Source organism: Microcystis wesenbergii NRERC-220 (genome assembly GCF_032027425.1).
Taxonomy (GTDB): Bacteria; Cyanobacteriota; Cyanobacteriia; order Cyanobacteriales; family Microcystaceae; genus Microcystis; species Microcystis wesenbergii_A.
The window spans coordinates 1,192,330-1,215,768 of the sequence record NZ_JAVSJA010000001.1 but is presented as its reverse complement, the minus strand read 5'-3'; the positions used below and the strand labels follow the sequence as shown (position 1 = coordinate 1,215,768).

General features: G+C 42.7%; 21 protein-coding genes and 3 pseudogenes. 14 read left to right on the top strand and 10 right to left on the bottom strand.

Annotated features, from left to right (window positions below):
- Positions 1-131: 131 nt before the first annotated feature.
- The 4 genes from RAM70_RS05880 to RAM70_RS05865 all read right to left on the bottom strand — a co-directional run bounded on the left by RAM70_RS05880 (position 132) and on the right by RAM70_RS05865 (position 6,263).
- On the bottom strand, positions 132-2,831 hold the full coding sequence (locus RAM70_RS05880) for a DNA methyltransferase (protein WP_312672758.1): 2,700 nt from the start codon (positions 2,829-2,831) through the stop codon (positions 132-134).
- Between the two features lie 284 nt (positions 2,832-3,115).
- The gene (locus tag RAM70_RS05875) at positions 3,116-3,931 is read right to left on the bottom strand and encodes a mechanosensitive ion channel family protein (RefSeq protein ID WP_045359474.1); all 816 of its coding nucleotides are present in this window, start codon (positions 3,929-3,931) and stop codon (positions 3,116-3,118) included.
- 198 nt (positions 3,932-4,129) lie between these two features.
- Complete coding sequence (locus tag RAM70_RS05870; RefSeq protein ID WP_045359472.1) at positions 4,130-5,299, bottom strand: HhoA/HhoB/HtrA family serine endopeptidase; 1,170 nt, start codon at positions 5,297-5,299, stop codon at positions 4,130-4,132.
- Between the two features lie 295 nt (positions 5,300-5,594).
- Positions 5,595-6,263, bottom strand: coding sequence for a hypothetical protein (locus RAM70_RS05865; protein ID WP_312672756.1), 669 nt, complete (start codon positions 6,261-6,263; stop codon positions 5,595-5,597).
- A gap of 208 nt (positions 6,264-6,471) precedes the next feature.
- Between RAM70_RS05865 and RAM70_RS05860 the strand changes: the two genes are divergently transcribed.
- A complete protein-coding gene (locus tag RAM70_RS05860) occupies positions 6,472-8,592 on the top strand; it encodes a tetratricopeptide repeat protein (protein ID WP_312675820.1) in 2,121 nt (706 codons plus the stop codon).
- A 22-nt stretch (positions 8,593-8,614) separates the two neighbouring features.
- Here RAM70_RS05860 and RAM70_RS05855 read toward each other — a convergent pair whose 3' ends face one another.
- Positions 8,615-9,997: an aromatic ring-hydroxylating dioxygenase subunit alpha gene (locus RAM70_RS05855; protein WP_312672754.1), complete on the bottom strand. Its 1,383-nt coding sequence runs from the start codon at positions 9,995-9,997 to the stop codon at positions 8,615-8,617.
- A gap of 194 nt (positions 9,998-10,191) precedes the next feature.
- Here RAM70_RS05855 and RAM70_RS05850 point away from each other — a divergent pair, with 194 nt between their 5' ends.
- A complete protein-coding gene (locus RAM70_RS05850; protein ID WP_002797922.1) occupies positions 10,192-10,656 on the top strand; it encodes a hypothetical protein in 465 nt (154 codons plus the stop codon).
- A 41-nt stretch (positions 10,657-10,697) separates the two neighbouring features.
- A complete protein-coding gene (aroQ, locus tag RAM70_RS05845; RefSeq protein ID WP_045359462.1) occupies positions 10,698-11,153 on the top strand; it encodes a type II 3-dehydroquinate dehydratase in 456 nt (151 codons plus the stop codon).
- A 220-nt stretch (positions 11,154-11,373) separates the two neighbouring features.
- On the opposite strand, the gene RAM70_RS05840 is transcribed toward aroQ, so the two are convergent.
- The gene (locus RAM70_RS05840; protein WP_312672748.1) at positions 11,374-11,955 is read right to left on the bottom strand and encodes a hypothetical protein; all 582 of its coding nucleotides are present in this window, start codon (positions 11,953-11,955) and stop codon (positions 11,374-11,376) included.
- 205 nt (positions 11,956-12,160) lie between these two features.
- Between RAM70_RS05840 and pyrH the strand changes: the two genes are divergently transcribed.
- From pyrH to RAM70_RS05795, 9 genes and pseudogenes are all read left to right on the top strand, one after another.
- A complete protein-coding gene (gene pyrH, locus RAM70_RS05835) occupies positions 12,161-12,883 on the top strand; it encodes a UMP kinase (protein ID WP_045359458.1) in 723 nt (240 codons plus the stop codon).
- Positions 12,884-12,896: 13 nt separating this feature from the next.
- Positions 12,897-13,418, top strand: a complete 522-nt coding sequence (frr, locus tag RAM70_RS05830; protein ID WP_221634908.1) for a ribosome recycling factor — start codon at positions 12,897-12,899, stop codon at positions 13,416-13,418.
- Positions 13,419-13,760: 342 nt separating this feature from the next.
- The gene (locus RAM70_RS05825; protein ID WP_502572677.1) at positions 13,761-14,057 is read left to right on the top strand and encodes a nucleotidyltransferase family protein; all 297 of its coding nucleotides are present in this window, start codon (positions 13,761-13,763) and stop codon (positions 14,055-14,057) included.
- Positions 14,054-14,281: a HepT-like ribonuclease domain-containing protein gene (locus tag RAM70_RS05820; protein ID WP_312672743.1), complete on the top strand. Its 228-nt coding sequence runs from the start codon at positions 14,054-14,056 to the stop codon at positions 14,279-14,281. The genes RAM70_RS05825 and RAM70_RS05820 overlap by 4 nt, the downstream gene beginning before the upstream one ends.
- A gap of 64 nt (positions 14,282-14,345) precedes the next feature.
- Positions 14,346-14,501, top strand: a pseudogene (locus RAM70_RS05815) (cobalt-precorrin-5B (C(1))-methyltransferase); the annotation flags it as partial.
- A gap of 43 nt (positions 14,502-14,544) precedes the next feature.
- Positions 14,545-15,117: pseudogene (locus RAM70_RS05810) on the top strand (IS1634 family transposase); the annotation flags it as partial.
- Between the two features lie 155 nt (positions 15,118-15,272).
- The gene (locus RAM70_RS05805; RefSeq protein ID WP_312672741.1) at positions 15,273-16,235 is read left to right on the top strand and encodes a capsular polysaccharide synthesis protein; all 963 of its coding nucleotides are present in this window, start codon (positions 15,273-15,275) and stop codon (positions 16,233-16,235) included.
- Between the two features lie 120 nt (positions 16,236-16,355).
- Positions 16,356-17,323, top strand: a pseudogene (locus tag RAM70_RS05800) (IS30 family transposase).
- Positions 17,324-17,434: 111 nt separating this feature from the next.
- On the top strand, positions 17,435-17,584 hold the full coding sequence (locus tag RAM70_RS05795; RefSeq protein WP_190381201.1) for a hypothetical protein: 150 nt from the start codon (positions 17,435-17,437) through the stop codon (positions 17,582-17,584).
- 513 nt (positions 17,585-18,097) lie between these two features.
- On the opposite strand, the gene RAM70_RS05790 is transcribed toward RAM70_RS05795, so the two are convergent.
- From RAM70_RS05790 to RAM70_RS05780, 3 genes are all read right to left on the bottom strand, one after another.
- Complete coding sequence (locus RAM70_RS05790; RefSeq protein ID WP_045361962.1) at positions 18,098-19,450, bottom strand: TIGR03279 family radical SAM protein; 1,353 nt, start codon at positions 19,448-19,450, stop codon at positions 18,098-18,100.
- A gap of 293 nt (positions 19,451-19,743) precedes the next feature.
- Entirely contained in the window at positions 19,744-20,310 is a 567-nt protein-coding gene (locus tag RAM70_RS05785) for a Uma2 family endonuclease (RefSeq protein WP_312672740.1), read from the bottom strand.
- Between the two features lie 171 nt (positions 20,311-20,481).
- The gene (locus RAM70_RS05780) at positions 20,482-20,730 is read right to left on the bottom strand and encodes a hypothetical protein (RefSeq protein ID WP_045361956.1); all 249 of its coding nucleotides are present in this window, start codon (positions 20,728-20,730) and stop codon (positions 20,482-20,484) included.
- Between the two features lie 8 nt (positions 20,731-20,738).
- Between RAM70_RS05780 and fni the strand changes: the two genes are divergently transcribed.
- Positions 20,739-21,794, top strand: a complete 1,056-nt coding sequence (gene fni / locus RAM70_RS05775; protein WP_045361953.1) for a type 2 isopentenyl-diphosphate Delta-isomerase — start codon at positions 20,739-20,741, stop codon at positions 21,792-21,794.
- Between the two features lie 10 nt (positions 21,795-21,804).
- Here fni and RAM70_RS05770 read toward each other — a convergent pair whose 3' ends face one another.
- Positions 21,805-22,275, bottom strand: coding sequence for a pyroglutamyl-peptidase I family protein (locus RAM70_RS05770; RefSeq protein WP_190381199.1), 471 nt, complete (start codon positions 22,273-22,275; stop codon positions 21,805-21,807).
- A gap of 108 nt (positions 22,276-22,383) precedes the next feature.
- Between RAM70_RS05770 and RAM70_RS05765 the strand changes: the two genes are divergently transcribed.
- Positions 22,384-23,439, top strand: coding sequence for a metallophosphoesterase family protein (locus tag RAM70_RS05765; protein ID WP_190381198.1), 1,056 nt, complete (start codon positions 22,384-22,386; stop codon positions 23,437-23,439).

Here is a 23,439-nt window from a genome sequence, read left to right as displayed (position 1 = left end):
GCACTGGGTAGCAGAGCGCATCGCCCCATAGTTTGAGTTGAGCGCAACAATACGAAGTCGAAAATAGCTCAATTCGCTTGAAAAAGCGCAACCCAATAACTTCGACGATTACTCTTTACCAATTCTACAATCTAAGAGTAAGGAGACCAGGGACCGATGACGGTTTCTCCTCGCTTCTCTTTTTCTGCTAATTCTAGGTTTAAGGTTAATAGTTTCTCTAAGATGTCGTCGTCAGCTTGGAAGTGATAGGCTTCCATCACTAGCTTGTCTAATTTCTGATGGAGTTGATACAGTTGGCTACTGGGTTCGTTAAAGAATTGGTTATATAGTTTGGTGATTCCCCATTGTTTTTTCTCCATCTGTTGGCTGCGGTATTCGTGTAATTCCCCGGCGGTTTGACGGATTTTTTCGACAAGTTCCTGTGAAGGTGTCTGGGGAAAGGGGAAGGTTTCAAAACAGGTTGTATTGGTATAGCGAGTATCGCCTTTTAAAGTTGAACTTTGAGCTTTTACCCAGAGGCGATGAATGTTAGATGTTAGGATACCGAGAATATAGAAATCATCAGAAGAAACGACAGTAGTTGAGTCAGCAGGAAGCCATTCTTTTTTAGCCGGAAGGAAAATAAACCATTTAGAGACTCGTGGGACAGTGAAATAGCATGAAATGGAAGTGATTGCTGTTCTCATTCCTTCGTTAGTTCGTTTAAATCGCCACCACTTTTCTCTCATAATAGGCTCACGATTTATTTCTCTTTCCGGCTTAACAGTTAATTTAATATGCTCAAAAGGTAGTTTATACTCACTAGCATCTTCTAAACTCATATTGTTAAAATCAATAATCCATCGGCTAGGTTTTCCATGAGGATTGTCAGTTAAATCACTAGCAGAGGATGATAATTTTAAAACCTCTTTATTCTTAAGATCATTTTCGATCCATTTTTCCGCTTGCTCACTCTTAATATAAAATCCCTTACCAACTGGTATCACTCCTTGAAAACTAATATTTTTGTTTGCCAATAGTCTAACTGCTTTGGAAATATCTACTGTGGTCGTCAAAGAAGAATTAATCTGAGAAACTGAATGATTATCTAAATAATAACTTACTGGTTCAACTTTACTCCAATTGACAATACTAACATGAACATTAGCTTCACCAGACCAAGGCTGAGTAGAAATCGCCTCATGAATGTGTCCACCATTGTGAGTAATATAATCCAACGCCGCTACACGACTTTTCCCTTGACTAATAGAATTAGTTCCGACTAAACCCGCTCTTCCTTTCTCATCTAATTGATTATGTGCTAGACGAAACCAATAGGAACAAAAATCAACCGAGTCTTTAACCTCAGAAAACCTCGCAAACACTTTATTAACATAATCATCACTGAGATTTAATCTCATGTGTTTACCTCCCAAAAATGGAGGATTACCGATAATTGCGTCTGCTTTTTGCCAATCCGTAAACAAAGCATCAGCACAAATAATATTACTATCCAAAGTATCCAAAGGTAAAGAAGCTTCCGTCAAATTAAACTTATCAATCGCCACCTTTCTGGCAATCATTAAAGTCACCCGCGCCAACTCTACAGCAAAAGGATTAATATCCATTCCATAAAACTGTTTAGGCGTAACAAAACTAATCTGTAACTGGTCACTAGAAGAACGACGACGGTTAGCAATCTTTTCAATTAATAACTGTTCAATGCGCTTTAATTCTTGATAGGCGACATAGAGAAAATTACCCGAACCGCAAGCCGGATCTAATACCTTATACTGCTGTAATTCTAACTGAAGTGTATTTAACTCACCAATCGTCCCAGCTTGCTCAATTCTCTCCTCCCAATAGCGGCTAATAGTTGGGCGAACAATTTTCATAATATCCGCTTCTGAGGTAAAGTGCATTCCGTAGGTGTGGCGTTCTTCAGCATTAGCCGTCCCCTCAAAAATATTACCAAAAATTGCCGGACGGATCTTACTCCAATCCTGACGCGCCGCCACATCCAGAAACTCTAATTCTTTATTAGTTAATTCAATTGGATGAATTATACTAAACAGTCCCCCATTAAAATAATCCACTCCCTGATACTTGCCAGCGGGGGTAATTCCGGGTTGGTTCATCTGTTGAAATAATCCCCCCAAGACATCATAGGAATTGCCCCCATTTAGACACTCTTGTACACAAGAAATAAATAAATCTCTTGGTAACAATCCTCGATCCTCGGCAAACATTGCTAATACACACTGCAAAATAAATCGCTGGGCCGTCAACTCATCAAAACCGCTTTTATGACTGCGTTTTTTTAACAGTTGAAATAACTCACCCATCCGCCGCGCTGCCGTTTCTGTAATCTCGACTTGATTATTCTGAAAGATAGGGGTACGATTCCCTACTTCCATAAAATTGAAGGCACTCACCCGATTTTTCAAATCGTTGAGATTTACTCGATCTACCGGTTCATCTATTTGAAGATCAAAATCAAAAATCCAGAACTGATCAAAATTACATAATAAGACATAGCGAGGGCGATTAGGAACCAATCGACTCCAGTATTCAAAAGCTTGGGGATAGTGCTTACTTAAATCTTCTCCTCGCTTTTTCATTTCAATTAAAACACGAGGTTTCCAAACTAAATCAGCAAATCCTGTTTTACCTTTCTTGCTACCTTTAGTAATCGCCTCCTCATAGGTTGCACCCGCTTCTAACGCACCTTTATGACCAAAAGCTCGAAAGAAACGGTCTAGGAAAATCTGAGCTTCTTTCCTTTCTTTGCCAGTAATATGCTGTTGACAGAAATCAATAAATTCCTGTAAGCTTTCAAGGGTAGTAGTCATCTTTTGCTTCACTCGCTAATAGGAAATGCCCCCGATAATTTTCCAGAAATATAGTCTTTAAAGCCTTGTGGCAAGACTCCTACGAATGATAAGCACTGATTATCCCACAAAGTCGAGGAGAGCCGAAAATATGCCTCAGAAAATAGGATTGTGACCTTCAAAAACCTTGCATTATCCTTCTTTTAGTACACAAACTGGTGGGAAAAAGGAGGACAACAAAGCCTGAAACGACCGACGGCCGAAGCCTGACTCCTAACCCCACCAACAGACTTTTTCAGCAAACCCTATTGATTGTGTAAAACCGTGTGGGTAGCAGGAATAGGATAGCCCGCTTCACCGAAGGATTCATAGATAACCTTATTAGTGTCAAAATAGACCTGCCAATAGTTGTCGTTACTGCAATAGGAACGCACTGCCAAGAGAAGTCCGGAGGGATTAAATTCTAAAATTTCCACATCGGGGGTGGGATTAGTCAAAACATTGGGGATACGGCTAATTTTAGCCTTTAACAGGGCGATCGCTTCTGGGACATTTACCCCGTGACTTAATTGAGCGGTCAACTCCACACGACGATAGGGATTAGCGGAAAAATTTTGAATATTTCCAGAAAAAATGCTGTTATTGCCGACTACAGTTCTAATATTGTCAGGAGTGTTGATAGTAGTGGCAAATAAACCCAATTCCTCCACCGTGCCAGTTATACCTGCCGCAGAGACAAAATCGCCCACCTTGAAGGGACGGAACATGACTAAAAAAGCCCCGGCGGCAAAATTGGCCAACAGCCCCCCCCAAGCGGCCCCGATCGCAATACCAGTAGCGGCTAAAAGTGCGGCAAAAGAAGTGGTTTCAACGCCAAAAAAGCCCAAAATCGCCACGATCAGGACAACTTGCAGGGCAATGAGGATGAAAGAAATGATATATCTAACGATGGTAGGATCGACGTTGCCCTTGGCTAAACTGGTTTTGAGCAGATTAATCGCTAGATTAATCAACCATTTACCAATAAACCAGAGTACGATCGCCCCGATTAATTTCGCCCCGAAGCTAATCGCTAAATCCCTGATAAAGTACACTTGATTGCTAACTTGAGCCGGATCCATAGTTATTATCCTCGCAAAGAAATAAAGCTAATTTACACACAGATTATAGGGGCGAGAGGAAAAACCGAGAACGCTCTCAAGGAAAAAAACCGATTTGGTGATGGGGGGATTTTTCTTCAGTGAACAGTGAACAGTGAACAGTAAACAGTGAACTGAAAACTTACATCTGATCACTGATAACTGACTCTGGACTGCCGATTACTGATTCGACATTTGGGCGGTGATTACGGTGAGATCGATCGCCCTTTCACCCCTTCTGATTCTTAAGGGTAAAGATTGACCGATTCCAGTTTTTTCCACCATTTCCTGTAACTCACCGCCATCGCTAACCGGTTGATTATTAGCTTTGACAATCACATCCCCGCGACGGATCCCGGCTTTTTCGGCGGGGGTATTGGGTAAGACTTTCACCACCAAAATTCCCGACACTTCCGGCACGATCATGGCAGAATTGGGGTTTTGATTATTAGCCCGGGCTAAATCGGGAGTTAGATTAACCATCTGCACACCGATATAGGGATGGGCCACCTTTTGACCTGATTCTAGGGTCGCTTGTAACTGCTTGGCCCGGTCGATGGGAATGGCAAAACCGATGCCCATGGCATCAGCACGAATGGCCGTATTGATGCCGATGACTTCCCCTTGGGCGTTGAGTAAAGGACCGCCGGAATTACCCGGGTTAATAGCGGCATCGGTTTGGATAAAATCAATGCGTTTATCGGGAATACCCGCCTTAGCCGCCGAGCGCCCGATCGTGCTAATAATTCCTAAAGTTACCGTATTATCTAGACCGACGGGATTGCCTACTGCGATCGCCCAGTCCCCCACTTGTATGGATGCGGAATTGCCGAGGACTGCTACAGGTAAATTTTCCCCTTGGGGATTAATTTTCACCACGGCTAAATCAGTGATCTCATCAGTACCGCGTACTTCTCCTTTGAAGCTACGACCATCTTTTAAAGTTACCGTTACCTTATCGGCATTATCCACCACATGGGCATTAGTTAAGATTAAACCACTGCCATCGATAATAAAACCCGATCCCTGGCCCGCCACTCGCTGCTGGGTGGGAACACGAAACTGTTCCCCAAAAAACTCCTGAAAAAAAGGATCATCAAAAAAGGGGCTATTGGTACGAGTGATAATCGCTTCGGTGTCAATTCGCACCACTGCCGCACCTGTGCGGGCCACTGCCTTAGCGACAAAACTTTCCGCCGTCATCTCTGGGGGGATTCTGACCAGATCGGCGGCAGCAGTGGGCAGATTTTGAGCATTTACCGCCGCTAAACTGCTAAAACCGAGCATAACTCCCAGAAAAGTTGCCAAAGCGTGGGTAATAGTTCGCCGTAACCCTGTAGGAAGTTTCATACTTTGATCTCTGAATTCTGATCTTTTAACTGTTTTTGTCCATCGGTTGACAGACCGACTATTAAAAATCTAACAAATCGACCATTCCAATTAAACTAAGACGCATCTTAACCGCCTATCCTTAGATTAGCTAACCCCCCCTTGCCGCCCCCTGCCCCCCGACATCGGGGGGGTCGGGGGGCAGGGGGGGTGGGGGTTGGGGGGGTAGGGTTGATTCATGAATCAACCCTACCCAACCCTAGGGGTTGGGGGGCCACACCCTGCCCCCACGAAAAACTTTTTCAGCAGACCCTAACTAATCTCTGATCACTAGGGGCGATTGCAGGGTAATATTTAAATCTCGATCGGGGTTAACAGAGTATAACTGCACGGAACTACCACCGACAATTCCCGCCGTCGGTAAACCCCATCCTGCAAGGGTTCCCACGGCTGCCCCCGCTAAAACGTCGAGAACTTCAATCTTGCGATCGCCCGTAAGAGCAGCGATCGCTGTAGCTGCCCCCGCACCGGCGACGGTTCCCCCTAAGATATCTTGAGTTTTTGCCCCTTTACGCACGGTTTCAGTGGTAGTAATTAATCGCGAAGTGCCATTGAGGGGAATGGTGCGACTACCCCCATCGAGGCGAATTTCATCGGCAATAAACCGCACACCTCGGCCCGCCGCTTCTAAAGTACCCTTGACTTCACTTCCCGCTGCAATCACCACACTCCCATTCCGGTTACGAATATCTCTGGCTACGGTTAAAGTCAGAGGAATAACATCACTTTTAGAAACTAAAATTTTATCGGCTTTCTCGTAATTCAGGGGGATAACTGTTCCTGCCGGAATCGAGATTTGTTGAGCGATGAGACTTTGCCGATTAATATTACTTTGAGCGAGGACGGGAAAAGTACCGGACATGGAACCCATGAGCAGGGTAATCAGTAAAGCTGTGCTGGCTCTAGTAACAGGATTCATAGACATAGCGGTTATCCTCTCAAAAAACAACAGTGAACTTTCTCTATTTCTAGATTATTTTTTTCTGTCTGTCATGTCAGTCCCCTCCACAGGGAATTTTTTCCCTCTCTATAGGGAAAAAAGTGGAATAGGGGAATTTCCCCATTTTGTCCAGCGACCGCAAAAGAGAGCCGAAAAGCCTAGAATGGTAAAAAACCTCGGATTGCCATCGTCTATGGAACTCGCTGCCGGAAACATCCTTAGTCATCGCTACCAAATTATCCGTCAATTGGGAAAAGGGGGATTCGGACAGACTTTCTTGGCCTGCGATCGCCAGTTACCTAATCAAAATCGCTGTGTGATCAAACAATTTCAACCCCAGTGCCGGAATGCCGAAACTGTAGCCATCGCTAGACGACTGTTTGAAACCGAGGCGAAAATCCTGCAAGAATTGGGCATTCATCGCCATATTCCCCGTTTATTTGCTTATTTTGAGGAAAATGGGCAATTTTTCCTCGTGCAAGAATACATTGAGGGGGAAGATTTAGCCACAGAAATTACTGCCGGTGTCTATAGGCAAAATGAAGAGAAAGTGGTGGCTTTATTAACAGAAATTCTCTCAATTCTGGAATTTGTCCATCACAAACAGGTGATCCATCGCGATGTTAATCCCTTCAATCTTATTCGTCGCCGTCAAGATAATCAATTGGTTTTAATTGATTTTGGTGCTGTCAAACAAATTAGCACGCAAGTAGTTAAAGAAGGTAAAACCGTTTCCACGGTCGCTATCGGTACCCCCGGTTATTTCCCCAGTGAACAGGCCCAGGGTTATCCCCGTTTTAGTAGCGATATCTATGCCACTGGTATGATTGGATTACAAGCTTTAACCGGTAAAAATCCCGAAGATATTCCATTGGATGCTCGCACGGGAGAAATTCTCTGGCAACATTTGGCCATGACTAGCGCCGAGTTTAGTGATGTTATCGAGCGCATGATCCGCTATGATTTTCGTCAGCGTTATACCAGTGCCAGTGAAGCATTAATCGCTCTGAGAAAATTAGGTAAAATTCATCATCTCGATCCGAAAACTACCTATGTGAAACCTCAAGGTCGGGTTGCTCGTCAAGGGAAATCTTGGCTAACAAAAATCTTGTTTGTATCGGGGACAATTGGCTTAATAGCTGGTGCTTATCTGGGTTTTGACTATTGGCAAAATTCTCGTAATTCTCTTAGTTACTATCAACAAGGTCAGACTTTTTATCAACTTAAACGCTATACTGATGCCCTTAATTCCTATGGTCAAGCCTTAAAAATTAATCCCGATTATCTTGAGGCATTGCAAGGAAAAGCCGATGCTTTATTGGCTTTACAAAGATACTCGGAAGCTTTAAATACCTACGAAAAAGCTATTCAAATTAACCCAGATTCCGCTTGGCAAGCTTGGCTCGGTCGCGGGGAAGCTTTAGATAAATTAGATAAAAATCAGGAGGCTTTAGAAAGTTTTGAGCGAGTCCTATCTATTAATGCTGCCGCTAGTCAAGCTTGGCAAGGTAAGGCCGATATTTATCTAGAACTACAACAATATTCCGCCGCCCAAAAAGCTCTTGACAAATTGTTAACTTTTCAACAAAATGATGCCAAAATATGGTATAAAAAAGGCTGGTCATTACAGAATCTTGAGGATTATGAAGGGGCAGTTAAAGCCTACGATCAGGCTCTAGCGATCGAGTCAGATAATGCCTTAATTTGGTATCAAAAAGGTAATAGTTTCTATCAATTAAATAAAATTAATGATGCCTTAGAAAGTTATAGCAAAGCCGGACAATTTAATCCCCAATTTTCCCAAGCTCACTATAGTCAAGGGATAATTCTGCAAAAGTTAGGCCGCAAGTCAGAAGCTTTGGAGGCATTTACTCAAGCAACTCAAGCCAATTCTAATTATTATCAAGCTTGGTTAAATCAAGGGGCATTACTTCATCAAATGGAAAGATTTCAAGAAGCGATCGCATCCTACGAAAAAGCTCGCCGCATTTCTTCCCAAAAAGCCGAAGTTTTTATCGGTATCGGTAACGCTTGGTATCGTTTAGGCGACTATTCCCAAGCCATAAACGCCTATCAACAGGCGATTCAAAGACAAAAAGATAACCCCGAAACCTGGAAAAGTTTAGGCAATAGTTGCTTTAAACTCGGTCAATACGAGCGAGCGATTCAAGCTTATCAAGAATCACTTCGTTATCGTTCCAATGACCGAGAAGTGCAAACACAAAAACAACTGGCAGAAACTCGCTGGCAAGAACTTCAGCAATCTCTCCAAAACCAAACCCCCAAAGTGGATAGTGAGGAACCGGTTCCCTAACTTCCGCTCTTTTTCGGCAGCTTTATCGCTTTTTACCGGTATTTCTCGGCAATAGTTCCCGTCCTTGATAAAACTGTTTTTTCAGTTCTCCCAAGCGCCAATAAACTGCCACCATAATTACAGTTAATACTGTCAGCACTGTCACGGGAATGAGGGCTGATTGACCGAAAATTAGGGCTAAAAGTGGTAAAGATAGACCAAGAATAATAGCGATCGCTAATGTTAACCCCTGAAGACGATTAATATTTTTTAAAGCCCCTTGACAAACAGCACAATTTTTGGTATGGGAGTGATAGCGTTCGAGGAGAATCTCTTTTGATTGTAGGGGGGGAAAGGGTTGACCGGCAAAAGGATCAGCTTGGTATTGATTAACCCAATTGCGATACTCGAACACAAATAAATCCGCTTTCGTGGGGAGATAACAAGCTTGACTAAAATTCCGACTATCCCCCCGAGCTTGCAGATAACGCTCTTGATAGTAGAGAAAAATCTGATCATCTTCGAGAATAGCGTTTTGATTGATGTGGGAATACCAAGTGGGGGTAAGCTTAATGAAGAATTTCGGCAGCTTAGAGTTAAATTTAAAAGGAAAACGAGCAAAGAGACGACATTCTCCCTGACGGATGGGGGTTGCATAGACAGCTGTTAAAGTCCTTCCAAACTTTTCCGAGGTGAGATCGTGGTAAATTAATCCGGGGGCGATAAAATTGCTGTATTGCTGACCTAATTGACCTTTACGCGGTCCTTCGGGCCAAATTCCCTTAAATCCCTGACGATTGGACTCGATAATTTCTAATTCCATAGGAGCGGCATTGGCCCGATTACCGATGGTGAGATGATGGGTATAGGGAACATGACTAGAATCAATAATATTTTCGATTAAAGTGACGGCCGAGTAGGGTAGATCTCGGAAGGTATCCAAACAAATCCAAGCATCAGCATCCTCCTCCAGGGGTTCAATAATTGGAATCGCAGTCAGGGGAGCATTTTCGGGATTACCCGCATAAACGAATAATAATCCCTGACGGATAGCCGTGGGTAAAGACCGCACACAAGCGCGTCGAGAGGTGTTAGCTTGACTGTTTTCCGGTTGTTGGGGAATAAATTCACAGTTTCCTCCTCCGGAAAAAGACCAACCGTGATAGGGACATTCTAGATGTCCGCTTTCGTTAAGACGACCTTCTGAGAGAGGAGCGAGACGATGGGGACATTTATCCTCAAAAACTCGCCATTCTTGCTGATTTTTGTCCCACCAAATCACTAAATCCTCTTCTAGTAGGGTAAAGCGTTGGGGCTGCTTTTTGTCTAAATCTTTGACGTAGTAGATAGGATACCAAACTTGACGACAATCAAAGCGATCGATATCTGTTCCCCCGACGGGATGGGTAGCAGTGCTGGTCAGCATAAATTTTAAAATAAGTTAACATTTCTCCTCCAAAATCTAACAAATTTAATCGACAAAAGGGGGACAGATGCCGGTATCTGCTGGGGAAACAAACACCGGCGCTATATTTTGGGGTGATAATTAAAGGGTAGTTTCCCATCGATAAAGCGAGCATGGGAGAAGGATCAAGATAAAACTAAGGGGAGTTTACCAGAATGTCCGGAGAAACCGTCACTTATTCCCTAGAAACCGTCTTAAAGGATATCAAAGACAGCGTTAAGGATGTTAGTCAAAAAATAGATAATCTACAAAGGGACGTTAATCAAAAATTTGACAAGATTGATGAGCGCTTTGACAGAATCGATGAAAGATTAAATAAAGTAGAGATAGGATTAGCTACTTTGACCGAGAAAGTAGTAGGGATGGATAAACGACTGGAAAAGGTGGAAAACGAACAAGTTAAATCGATAGGATTGGTCGCTTTAACCGAGAAAGTCGGGGGGATGGATAAACGACTCGAAAAGGTGGAAAGTGAACAGGCTACCATGATTAAAGCGATTTCTGACCTCCAGGGATTCCGAGGTCTGATTCTGCCGATCATTGTCGGTGCGCTCAGTGCTACTATTGGTGCGGTGATTACCGTAGCGGCAAAAATGTTGTTGATCGGCAATAGTCCCTGATCGAGATAAGATTAATTCTCGTGGTGATAGGGAGGACATTTGTGAATAAACTAAGCATTCTGGTTCTGCACGGGCCGAATTTAAACCTATTGGGGAAAAGAGAGCCAAATCTCTACGGTAACGTCAATTTAGAGACGATTAACCAGTTTTTAAGCGAAGAAGCTACCCGTTTAGGGGTGAATTTAACCGCGCACCAGTCCAATCAGGAAGGGCAATTAGTGGACTGGATTCAGCAAGCATGGGGTCAGCAGGACGGTATTTTGATTAATGCGGGAGCTTATACTCACACCAGTATCGCCATCCGCGACGCACTGTTAGGCACAAAAATGGCCTGTGTGGAAGTACACTTAAGCAATATTTACAAACGCGAGTCTTTTCGTCATCATTCCTACATTGCCGATATAGCCATCGGACAGATTAGCGGTTTTGGGGCCGAAAGTTATCGCCTAGGATTATGGGCATTAGTCGATTATTTGCAAAAGAATAGAGAAGGCTAATTAGGGCTTGCTCAATAAATCTAAAAACCTTGTTGGGTAAGACTTTTAGACTTTTTGGTTTCCAAAAAGTACCGTATCTGGGAGTGATCGGGTGGAAAATTCAGGTACTTTTTCCCTGAAAATTAGGTAATTGACCCCCTCAAAATCGCTAAAACCCTACACCCTACACCCTACACCCCACACCCTGCCCCCAGGAAAAACTTTTTGCCGCAAACCCTAATTAGGCCAGGGATTCTCCCACTTCTAAGAGGGGACAAAAGGGAAAATAGGGGGAAACCGTCCAACGATAGAATTTTTTGCTGCTGGTGGACTGAAGATTAAAACGCAGGGAAACAAAGGGGAAAAAGGGAGATACGGAACAATTCCAACTGAAAGCCGGCTTAGAAGTGCTATTATCGCCCTGCAAAGACCAAGCAGGGTATTGAAAAACCTCCAGGGCGAGGGATTTTCCTTCATCGCTAACTTGGGCGCAGCTGCGACTAATGCCCGAAACCAAACAGAGACTATTACTGACACAATTATCATTAGAAGCCACGATCAGGATATCTTCCCCGGTGGTGGTTAGTTCAAAAGCGATAAAATCTTCAGCTTGCCAACGACTAAGGACTTGTCCCCGGGCATTCTGGTAGATAGCGCTGCAGTTTTCGGGATCGAGAAGACGATTACTATCGGGAGCTAAGTAACCGCAAACCTTGCCCATCAGACGAGTTCCATCCTGAAACCCATACACCCAATCAAAGGTATCGATTTTAGCGGCCCTTTGATTGCTTTTGTTGACCAATAGTAATCGATCGCTGACCACGGTTATTAATTCTCAATAAAACTAAGCTTCCCCTAGTAACAAAGGTATCACTAAATACTAATTTCCCAAGGAAAAGATTTATTAATCTTAACTTGTCGGTACCGGGGGAGAGTGAACTGGTCAGCTTAAATCAAGGCCAAAACCTGCTATCTTATGGGGAGACAAAAATTATCTAGATCTTGTTTTAGCGAGTGGTAGTAAGGGCATGGCGTACAAGCGGGTATTATTAAAACTGAGTGGGGAGGCCCTGATGGGCAATCTCGGCTATGGGATCGACCCGATGGTGGTTTCCGCTATCGCCCAGGAAATCTCCGAAGTGGTTGACCAAGGCATCCAATTGGCGATCGTGGTCGGTGGGGGCAATATTTTTCGCGGGGTGAAAGCCGCCTCGGCCGGCATGGATCGGGCCACGGCCGATTATATTGGTATGATAGCAACAGTCATGAACGCTATGACCTTGCAGGATGCCCTAGAACGAGCGCAAGTATCGACTAGGGTATTAACAGCGATCGCGATGCAGGAATTAGCTGAACCCTACATCCGCCGGCGGGCAATCCGTCATCTGGAAAAAGGTCGGGTGGTGGTTTTCGGTGCGGGATCGGGTAATCCTTTCTTTACCACCGATACCACGGCGGCCCTGCGCGCTGCCGAAATCGATGCGGAAGTGGTGTTTAAAGCGACGAAAGTGGATGGAGTTTATGATTCCGATCCCTCCCATAACCCTAAGGCGCGACGCTTTCAAAGTCTCACCTACGGTCATGTGCTGACTCATGATCTGCGGGTGATGGACGGAACAGCGATCGCTCTGTGCAAGGAAAATAATATCCCGATAGTTGTTTTCGATCTGTCGGTAGCAGGTAATATTGTTCGCGCTGTCAAAGGTGAACCCGTTGGAACATTGGTAGGAGGATTCTGTGAAGTTAGCTGAAGTTCAAGACCACATGCAGAAAACCGTCGAATCAACCCAGAGAGCTTTTAATACGATTCGTACCGGCCGCGCAAATGCTTCTCTTTTAGATCGGATCGTGGTGGAGTATTATGGCATGGAAACTCCTCTGAAGTCCCTAGCGACAATTAGCACTCCCGACGCAACCACGATCGCCATTCAACCCTTCGATCGTACCAGTATGGGGGCGATCGAAAAGGCGATTTCTCTCTCGGACGTGGGTTTAACCCCCAGTAATGACGGTCAGATCATTCGTTTGAATATCCCTCCCCTCACCAGTGATCGCCGCAAGGAATTGGTCAAATTGGCGGCGAAATTGGCCGAAGAAGGAAAGGTGGCGATCCGCAATATTCGCCGGGATGCGATCGATGCTATCCGTAAACAGGAGAAAAGTCACGAAATTTCTGAGGATGAATCCAGGGATTTACAGGATCAAGTCCAGAAATCCACCGATAAATTTATCGCCAAAATCGAGGATTTATTAACGACAAAAGAAAAAGATATCATGACCGTTTAAGTTTTTTTCTCCTAAGGGATAGAACAGGCTTTTTGTCTGTTCTATTTGGCTTTTTATCCCTATGGAAAAGGTATAGGGTAGTGGGAAGGTTTGGGGGTGAAGTCTTTCAGTTACTTATACCATTTTTCACAAGTAATGGCAGAAATGGTTAATTGCCCTCACCCCCAACCCCCCACCCCCCCCGACATCGGGGGGGTCGGGGAGGGTGGGGGGTTGGGAGAGGGGAGTAAGATACCTGCCACGAATAAAGAAAAATGGTATTATGTACGGGTAAAATGCTATAATTATTGTGGGAAAAACTCATCTTGCTTGAAAAAAATTTATTGAGCGATTCAGGAAATTATGAAAATGAAACGCTATCAACTTCTTCAAGAAAAACGAGAGAATATTATAAAAATTGATCGAAAACATGGGGCATTTAATGTTCTAATATTTGGACCAGTTGCTAGAGGCGAAGACAGCAATGACAGTGATGTTGACTTTTTAGTAGAAATGGAACAAGGGCGCAACTTATTAGATAGAATTGGTTTAATTCAAGACTTAGAAGATTATTTAGGCTGTAAAGTTGATGTGGCTACTATTAACAGTTTACGAGATTGTTTTCGGGAAAGAATCATGAAAGAGGTGATTCCTTTATGAATGGTGATTTAATTTATTTAGGTGATATTTTAGATAGAATTGAACGAATCGAATCTTATACACAGGGGGGAAAAGACAGATTCTATCAATCTTTATTAATTCAAGATGCAGTGATTCGCTGTTTTGAAGTCATTGGAGAAGCTGTTAAACAACTCTCTCCTGAGATTAGAAAAAAATATCCTGAAATTACTTGGCGTAAAATTGCAGGGTTTCGAGAAAAATAGCAGCGGTTGCCCCTTGGTTCTATAATCAGATCACGGCTAATTTGATTGGCTATCGACCCTATTCATGTCTATCTCCCCACCCCGTTCGGGTTACACTTTACCGGTTTTTGCCTGTGCCAGTGCGATCGCATCTCTCCAGCATCTCCACGGCGAAAATGCGCTAAATTCCGTTACTTTTAATCTTTTAGAACCGCCAGAAACCGTTACAATTGCCAAAGAACCCTGGCCAACCTCTCAAAATTACCCGATGATATTATCGACAAGAAGAAGGCTTTTCCTATCAGCGTAAGGTGGAATTAATCGCTCAAGAAACGGCATTGGATGGTGTATATGTGTTAAGAACTTCTGTTGAGTTAACGTTGATGGATGCAGCGACAACGGTTAAGGCTTATAAAAGTTTATCTCAAGTGGAGGAGGCATTTCGCTGTTATAAGTCAATTGATTTAAAGGTACGTCCTATCTATCATTATCAGGGTGATAGAGTCAAGGCTCATATCTTTTTATGTATGTTAGCTTACTATGTAGAATGGCATTTAAAACAATCTTTAGCTCCTTTACTCTTTGAGGATGAAGAAATTGATGATAGCTCTCTTAATGTCATTAAAGCGAATCCCAGTGAATCGGGGCAATCTAAAGAGAGAAAAAAAGCAATTAAGAAAACTTTACCGTGTCTAGTTTTCGGACTTTATTGGAGGACTTGGGGACAATTTGCTTGAATACAGTAGAATGTACGATTAGAGAGGGAAGTTATCGTTTTTCTAAGATAACTCGACCGACTTCTCTGCAACAATCATGCGTTAGATTTATTGGGGGTTTCCTTAATTTGTACCCAGTAACGGGGCAGCAGAAATTCTCTTAATCCCTCCTACAGCAGATGTTATGGCCTTTTGTCAACGGGGAAGTCCAGGTATAGAAACACGATTGACAAAATTAGCAAGGTCAATTACAATATCAAAGGTTACATATTTTAGCTGGCAGTAAAAGTTATTTTATGAGTTATGTTATCCCTAAAACTATCTGGATGTTCTGGGCGCAGGGTTATGAAAATGCCCCTAATATCATTAAAAAATGTCGAGAATCTTGGGAAAAATACAATCCTGACTGGACAATTAATGTTTTGGATATGGAAAACTTGACAAATTTTTTACCAGATTTCTGGATAAATTTTTCTAAAAATATTGACTTTCTAAAATCAAATTTAGCTGCTTTAGCTGACCTTCTCAGAGTTAATTTACTCCGTCAACATGGAGGAGTTTGGGTAGATGCAACTTGCTTTTGTTGTCTTTCCCTAGATGATTGGTTAACCGAATATACAAAACAGGGTTTTTTTGCTTTAAATCATATCAATAAAAATAAATTAATGGACAATTGGTTCATGGCTGCTGACAAAGAATCTTATCTGATTCAACAATGGTGTGCTTATATGAATTCTGACTTTATTACTAATCGATATAAGGCTTATTGGCATAATTTTTACAGATATGAAAATAATCTGATTCAGTCAAAAAACTTTAAATTTTTCAGAACAATTCTCCTAAAGATAGGCAACAAACTGAGAGAGGGACTATTAAAATACTCTCTGCGTGATCCCAAATCGACCCTAACTCTTGTGAATCCTTTCATCCAAAAATTTCAGTATCTTTACTATTTTCATTACTCTTTCCATTTTACTAAACTTGTTTTTCGTGACTCAAAAGCAAAAACCATTTGGGACAGTACCCCTCATCTTCCCTGTAATGAAATGTTAGTATTGGGAGGTAGTGAGTTAGTAAAAATTCCCCTATCAGAAACCCTGAAAATCAAGGAACATATTGACCAAAAAAAAGCCCCACTTTATAAGTTAACCTATAAATCTCAACATCTAAGTTCTGATTTGGATATAAAAGAGACTGCTTTGTACTATCTAATCGGCCATCATCTGGGGTCTGATCAGGCAAATAACTTTAGTATATAGCGCCAATTCAAAAATGAAACGCATCAACCTCAAGAGTTGACAAAGAAAGGCTCATCAGGTACTGTCTGATCATTAACAAAAACAAATCAGACCCAAAAACGAAGCCCCCAACATCTTAACATAGAACAAAGAAACTTACTCTACCAACTTAGTCAAGAGGGAAATTTATCTCAACGGCAAATGGCCGTCTGGCTCGGATGTCATCAAAGCACGATAGCACGAGAATTAAGAAGGAATCAAAGTTGCCTCGGCTGCTATCTACCTGACACAGCACAAGCTCAAAGCGAGACGCGCCGAAAAAATGCCAAACAACCCTTTAAAAATGTCAGCGAGTCAGCCTTAGAGTTGGTGAAAAAAGGATTGAAATATTATCATAGTCCCGAACAAATAGCAGGTCGTCTGAAAAAAGCTGGTCAAGAATCTCTCAGTCACGAAACTATCTATCAAATGATCTATCAGAACTATCAAGACTGTGGAAAGTATCAAGAATACCTACGCGGCTGGACGAGGAAAAAGAAAGAGTCGATACGGTGGGAAAAGTAAGCGTGGAGGGATTCTGTGGCGTGTAGATAGCTGCGAGCGACCAGCAATTGCTGACCAGAAAACCGAAATCGGTCATTGGGAAAGTGACACAATGATTGGAGGAAATCATCTAGGAGTTCTCGTTACATATATGGACAAAGGCTCGAAATTTTTAGTAGCAGGATTAGCCAAAAACAAAACCGCATCGGAAATCAACCCTTGTCACAGAAAAACTTTTCCAAGAGATTCACCCTGACCAAAGAAAAACCTTTACTTGTGACCAGGTCAAAGAATTTTGTGGACATCAAGAGTTGAGTCAGAAACTAGGAGCAGATTTTTATTTTGCTACTCCTTATCATTCTTGAGAGAGGGGATTAAACGAGCCTACCAATGGACTGTTAAGACAATTTTTTGCCAAGGGAACGAATTTCAAAATTGTTAAGCCAGAGCAGCTAGAAAGAGCCGTAAACTTGATTAACAATCGTCCTCGAAAATGTCTTGACTATCGTACCCCGAATGAGGTATTCTATGAAGGTAGATCAGACAGTGATGCAATTCAGACTTGAATTGGCCTAGTTACCTTATATTATACCGATGGTAAAGGAACGTCAGTTCCCGTTAATTATCGAATCGTTAATAAACAGGAGGGTCAGACAAAACATGAATATTTCTTAGAAATGTTGGACGAAGTAAAAGCTTGGGGATTGAAACCAGAGACAGTCACAGGAGACAGTTGGTATGCTGCCAAAGAAACCATGAATACCCTTAAAGACAAGGGCTTTCGGGGTTTGTTTACTCCTCATGTGAATCGGGCGCGTCTCGGTTGAAATAGGAACTAAATATGTTCAAGTTCAAACCTTAGATATCCCGACCGATGGATTAATTGTTTATCTGAAACAAGTGGGATGAGTCAAGGTATTTAGAACGGTCTTCAAAAACGAATTCCGTTACTACGTTGTGTTCGTCTCTAACTCAGAGAAACTCCCCTCAATCACCAGGACAGAATTCCAGAAAATTCATGACCAACATTGGGGAATTGAGCAGTACCATCGTGCCTTAAAACCATTGTGTAATATTGAAGGGTTTCAAGTAAGAGAAAGTCAGGCGATCAGGACTCACATATTTTGTGCCATTCGCAGATTTATTCAGTTAGAATTTCTCCGATTTAAAGCGCAAATTGTTAATTGGTATTCCTGACAAAGGGAGTTATTTACTGAGGTCATCCGCTCTTTTATTGTCAATAATTTAGCATCCAACTTCCTTGACCTCAATAACTTGGAAGCCATAGTCTGAAGTTCAAAGGCATACTACGGAAATTCTGTCAATGCGTAAGTCCTATATTACTTAGGTAGAGGTCTATTGAGCGTCAGACAAGTTTTAATTAATTCCTCCACTCCTAGGATTGGATAAATAGGGACTCCTAACTGATTAATAACAGTTTCTAGGGTTAGATCATCTAAAAATACCGCTTCCCCATGCTTGAGCATGAGGGAGGGTAATAAAACCCCATCCCCAAGATTTTTACCTTGTAATCCTTTGAGAATATCTTGGCCAGTTAATAAACCCGTAACCGTGATTTCCTGTCCCCAATAATCACTATTTAAAGCCACTAATTCCACGGTTAAACCCTGCACCTTATTTAACTGTTTAACTAGGGGTTGAAAAGCTTGTTCTACCGCATTTCCCACTACCCATATCAACCGTCTATACGGAGTAATTTGAGCAGGTAATAACTTCTTGGCTGTCTTCTGAAAATCCCTAATAAATTGACGAATTGAGCCAACTCCGTTACCGATTTGGGGATAGTCTTCGTAGTGAGATTGGGGTGGTAAATCGACTCGGGCAATTAAAAACCATTCATCGGCTAACCACACCACATTACTGCCAAATTCTTGGCGAAATTTTTTCTGTAAAATTTGGACTTGTTCAATCACTTCTCGCGCCTTTTCTTGGCTAACGGGAATTAATTCATCTTCTTGGGGACGAAAGCGGGTTAATCCCACGGGAACCACGGCAACCGACTCCACACAGGGAATATCCCCCCGATGAAAAGAAACCAAATCTAATAGGGTTCTTTGCAGATGAATTCCATCATTAATATTGGGACAAACTACCACTTGGGCGTGAATTTGTAATTGTCTCGCTTGTAGCCATTTTAAATGGTCTAAAATTTGACCAGCGCGGGGATTTTTTAAGAGACGAATCCTCAGATCTGGTTCCGTGGCATGAACGGATACAAAAAGCGGTGAGATGTGCATCTTTTCGATCCGCTGCCATTCTTTTGATGTGAGATTAGTTAAGGTTAAATAACTGCCATAGAGAAAACTTAAACGATAGTCATCATCTTTATGGTACAAAGTTTCTCTTTTGCCCTCTGGTTGTTGATCGATAAAGCAAAAAGGACATTTATTATTACACTGAATTAAGCCATCAAAAAGGGCAGTTTCAAACTCTAAACCTAAGTCTTCATGATAATCTTTTTCGATGTCTATCCGGTGAGTTTTGCCCTGACTATCAAGCACTTCTAGGGTTAAAAATTCATCGGCACATAAAAATTGATAATCGATTAAGTCCCGGGGACGATTACCATTGATAGAGACGAGCGCATCCCCAATTTCAAAACCTACCTCGGCGGCGATCGAATCCGGGATGACACCAGTAATTTTAGCGGGACGAATAGTTAATTCACTCATGTTTTTAGGTCGCCATCCAATTATTTAACTGCAAGTCTTTGGCTGCATCTCACTTTTGTTAAACTAATTCTACAGCAGCTTAGAGCGATCGCTCCATAAAACTGCTCCCAAAATGATCATGAGCGAAACATTACAAGAATGTTAAAACCGTAAACGCTATGCCTAGGGGTTGACTTTTAGGGTTTTTGATCGTTCCTGTTTTCGTTAACTTTTTAATCCGTTCTAATCTATCCGCTGCCGTTAATCAGTACAGGTGTTCGCAGAAGGTGGAATCGATCGCGGGGTGTAGGGCATTAACTTAATCGGGCCCTGGCAAAAATTTGTCCGGGGGTTAGGGTTAAATCGGGGAGGAGAATATCGCTAATCTCGTCATCGCCTTTTTTAATCGCCGGGGGCGCATCGGGATAGAAAATTGTGATCTGCTTGGCCCGGGGATCGACGATCCAGACGCGACTGACTCCCGCTTTTAGGTAGTCCACGGCTTTTTCGCTCAGGCTGCTGAAGGATTGTTCGGGAGAAATAATTTCGATGACTAATTCCGGGGGAACGGGACAAGCTTCATCGGTGAGGGTAATATCTCCTAACCTTTCCAAGGAAATGTAGAGGAGATCGGGAACGGGACACCAATCTCGATCGTTTTTGCTTAGGACGATCGCCCATTCGATTCCCACCTCTCCCCGTCCTTGATTCCAGTGATCGAGTATAGAAGATAAAGCCAGAGTTAAACGAGAATGAAAGAATTTCGGTGACATTTTTGCGATCGCTTCTCCATCGACTAATTCATAGGTAATATCGCCATCGGCATCGGTTAGCGAGAGAAATTCCGGTAAAGTGAGGGATTTAGAAGAGATAAGAGTCATGGTCAATTTTCAACCGAAGCAATAGGAAAATCGAGCGGGAATTTTCAGATCGGGGCGATCGCTTATTAGCTAATCTTCCCCAGGCATTCGTAGCAGCAACGGATTAAACTAACGGGCGGCCTATTGATCATGTCGTAGCCAATCACCTGATGGGTAAAAATAAATCTCAGATTATGACCATCTCAAAGCATACACGAACCAGTTAATCTGTTGCCAATCTTTTAGCTCTTTCTCTTGATTTATTTGACTTGTTAATCTAATATAGCGCGTGGAAAGAACCACAAAGACACAAAGGACAAAAAGATCGATCGCTCCTATGGCTGAATTTGTTTCCATTGCTGACGACCAACCACCGCCTTCGTTAACAACTGGAACAATTGACTCAATATCCTGTATAGTCAACTGTGTAGCGATCGTCATCCTCACCTATGACCACTCTCCCCCCTGTTAATGCCTCTAGTGACATAGAAAATCGTAAAGCCGAACATTTGCGAGTTTGTCTGGAAGAAGACGTAGAATTTAGCGAAATTAGCAGCGGATTAGAGAAATATCGCTTTAATCACTGCTGTTTGCCAGAACTAGACCGTAGTGATATTAATATCGGTACTAGCTTTTTAGGCAAAAGCCTCGGCGCGCCTCTATTGATTTCTTCGATGACGGGGGGAACTACCTTAGCCCATCTAGTCAATACTCGACTGGCAACCGTCGCCCAACGTTACCGTTTAGCGATGGGGGTTGGGTCCCAACGTATCGCCCTCGAACAACCGGAATTAGCCGCCACTTTTTCCGTTCGCCATCTCGCCCCCGATATCCTACTTTTGGCTAATTTAGGGGCAGTGCAGTTAAATTATGGCTGTGGTGTGGAAGAATGCCTTAAATTAGTCGATTTATTGGAGGCTGATGCCCTGATTCTTCATCTTAATCCCCTGCAAGAATGGGTACAATCGGGAGGCGATAAAAATTTTCGAGGAATCCTTGACAAAATCGCCCTCGTCTGCTCTAAATTGCCCGTTCCTGTGGTGGCTAAGGAAGTGGGTAACGGGATTTCCGGGGCAATGGCTAAAAAGTTAATAGAGGCGGGGGTGGCGGCGATTGATGTGGCAGGGGCTGGCGGCACTTCTTGGGCAAAGGTGGAAAGTCAAAGGGCAAAAGACAAAAAACAGCGTCATTTAGGTCAAGTTTTTGCCGATTGGGGTTTACCCACCGCCGATTGTATTACCTCTATCCGGGCGATTAATTCTACTATTCCTCTCATCGCTTCCGGGGGTTTGAAAAATGGGGTCGATATTGGCAAAGCTATCGCTTTAGGGGCGGATTTAGGCGGTTTAGCCCGGCCTTTTCTCACCGCAGCCGTGGCATCGGAGGCGGCGGTAGATGAGTTGGTGACTTTTTTGATTGCTGAATTAGAAATTGCTTTATTCTGTACGGGTAATGCTAATTTATCGGCCTTAAAAAATTCCGGTTCTTTAAGCTTGGGAAATTAATTTTGTCCGACTAATTACTGATAATTTTTTGAAAATCCCTTTGAATAATGACAAAATTTTTGTCAGTTAAAAGCGGCACATGAACGAATAAAGCTCTCGGATGATGTTTTAAGACTTGAAAATATAATTCTTCGCAGACAAACTGACCGGCATTATCGCTGATATAACTATAGTCAAGGTTTTTAATTAAATCTGGCAAGGGAATTGGTGTAAATAACTGTTTTGTGCTACTCCTAGCATGAGATTCTAAACTTAAACGATAACGACTTTCTGCCATGCCACAACAAATAACGAAATCGGGGTTTTTGTCTTGAATAGCTTTGATAACTCGTTCACTGGCTCGATGGGTATTAACGGGAAGTTGACGCAAAAATAAAAGCTTTTTTGCATAATTATCTTGAATAGATACTAACAAATCATCGGAGGAATTACTCGGTTGATGGCATAACCAAGGCGCAAAAGAAGTTAAGAGAATTGTCAAGTTATCTCCTGAGGGTTAATTGGGATGATGGAGAAAAAAAGCGATCGAAGGGACAAAAATTGCTACACTAACTGACGTGACCTCAATTAAAGACGAGATTGATATTCTATGCAACGCCGTAAATTTTTGCTTATTAGTGGCAGTTTAGGCGGTTTTAGCTTGGCAGCTTGCGCTCATCAGATTTTACAGCCCGTTACTTCCCAAAATACCCCTGAGTCTCCCGTTAAACAAGCACAAAAAGCGAAAAAAGTCAAGATAATCGTGATTAGTGACCTTAATAGTCAATACGGTTCCACTACTTACGATCCCGAAATCGATCGAGCTATCCCTTTAATTATCAATCATAAACCCGATCTGGTTCTCTGTGGTGGCGACATGGTGGCAGGACAAAAAAGCAGCTTGACAGAGGCAGCAATTAACGCCATGTGGTCAGCCTTTGATCGCCATATCGCTGCGCCCCTGCGAGCTGCTAAAATACCTTTTGCTTTTACCATCGGTAATCATGACGCTTCTGGAGCTTTATCCGCAGGAAAATTTATCTATGCTAAAGAGAGAAAATTAGCCCAAGATTATTGGCAAAATCCCCAACATGAGACAAGTTTAAATTTTATCGATAAAACCGGCTTTCCTTTTTATTATACTTTCACTCAAAATGGTATATTCTATCTAGTTTGGGATGCCTCCACTCATTTAATCTCTGGGGAACAACTAAATTGGGCGGCAAAAAACTTGAGTAGTACCGACGCTAAAAATGCTAAAATGCGGCTAGTAATCGGTCATTTACCCCTCTACGGTATTGCCGTGGGCAGAAATCGACCGGGGGATTATTTAGCCGATGCCGAGCAATTAAGAGCGTTTTTAGAAGGCTATCAGGTGCATACTTATATTAGTGGCCACGCTCACGCTTACTATCCGGGTAAACGGGGGCAATTACAATTATTACACTCAGGAGCTTTAGGCAGTGGACCGCGACGGTTGTTGAACAGTGAACAAGCACCTAGAAAAACCCTAACAATTGTCGATATTAATCCCCATCAACAGGAAACATTTTACACCACCTACGACATGAAAACCCAAGAGGCGATCGATATTACCAGTTTACCTCCTTTGATTATGGCTCCCAACGGGCAGGTTTTACGTCGAGATATTCCATCGGTTAACTAG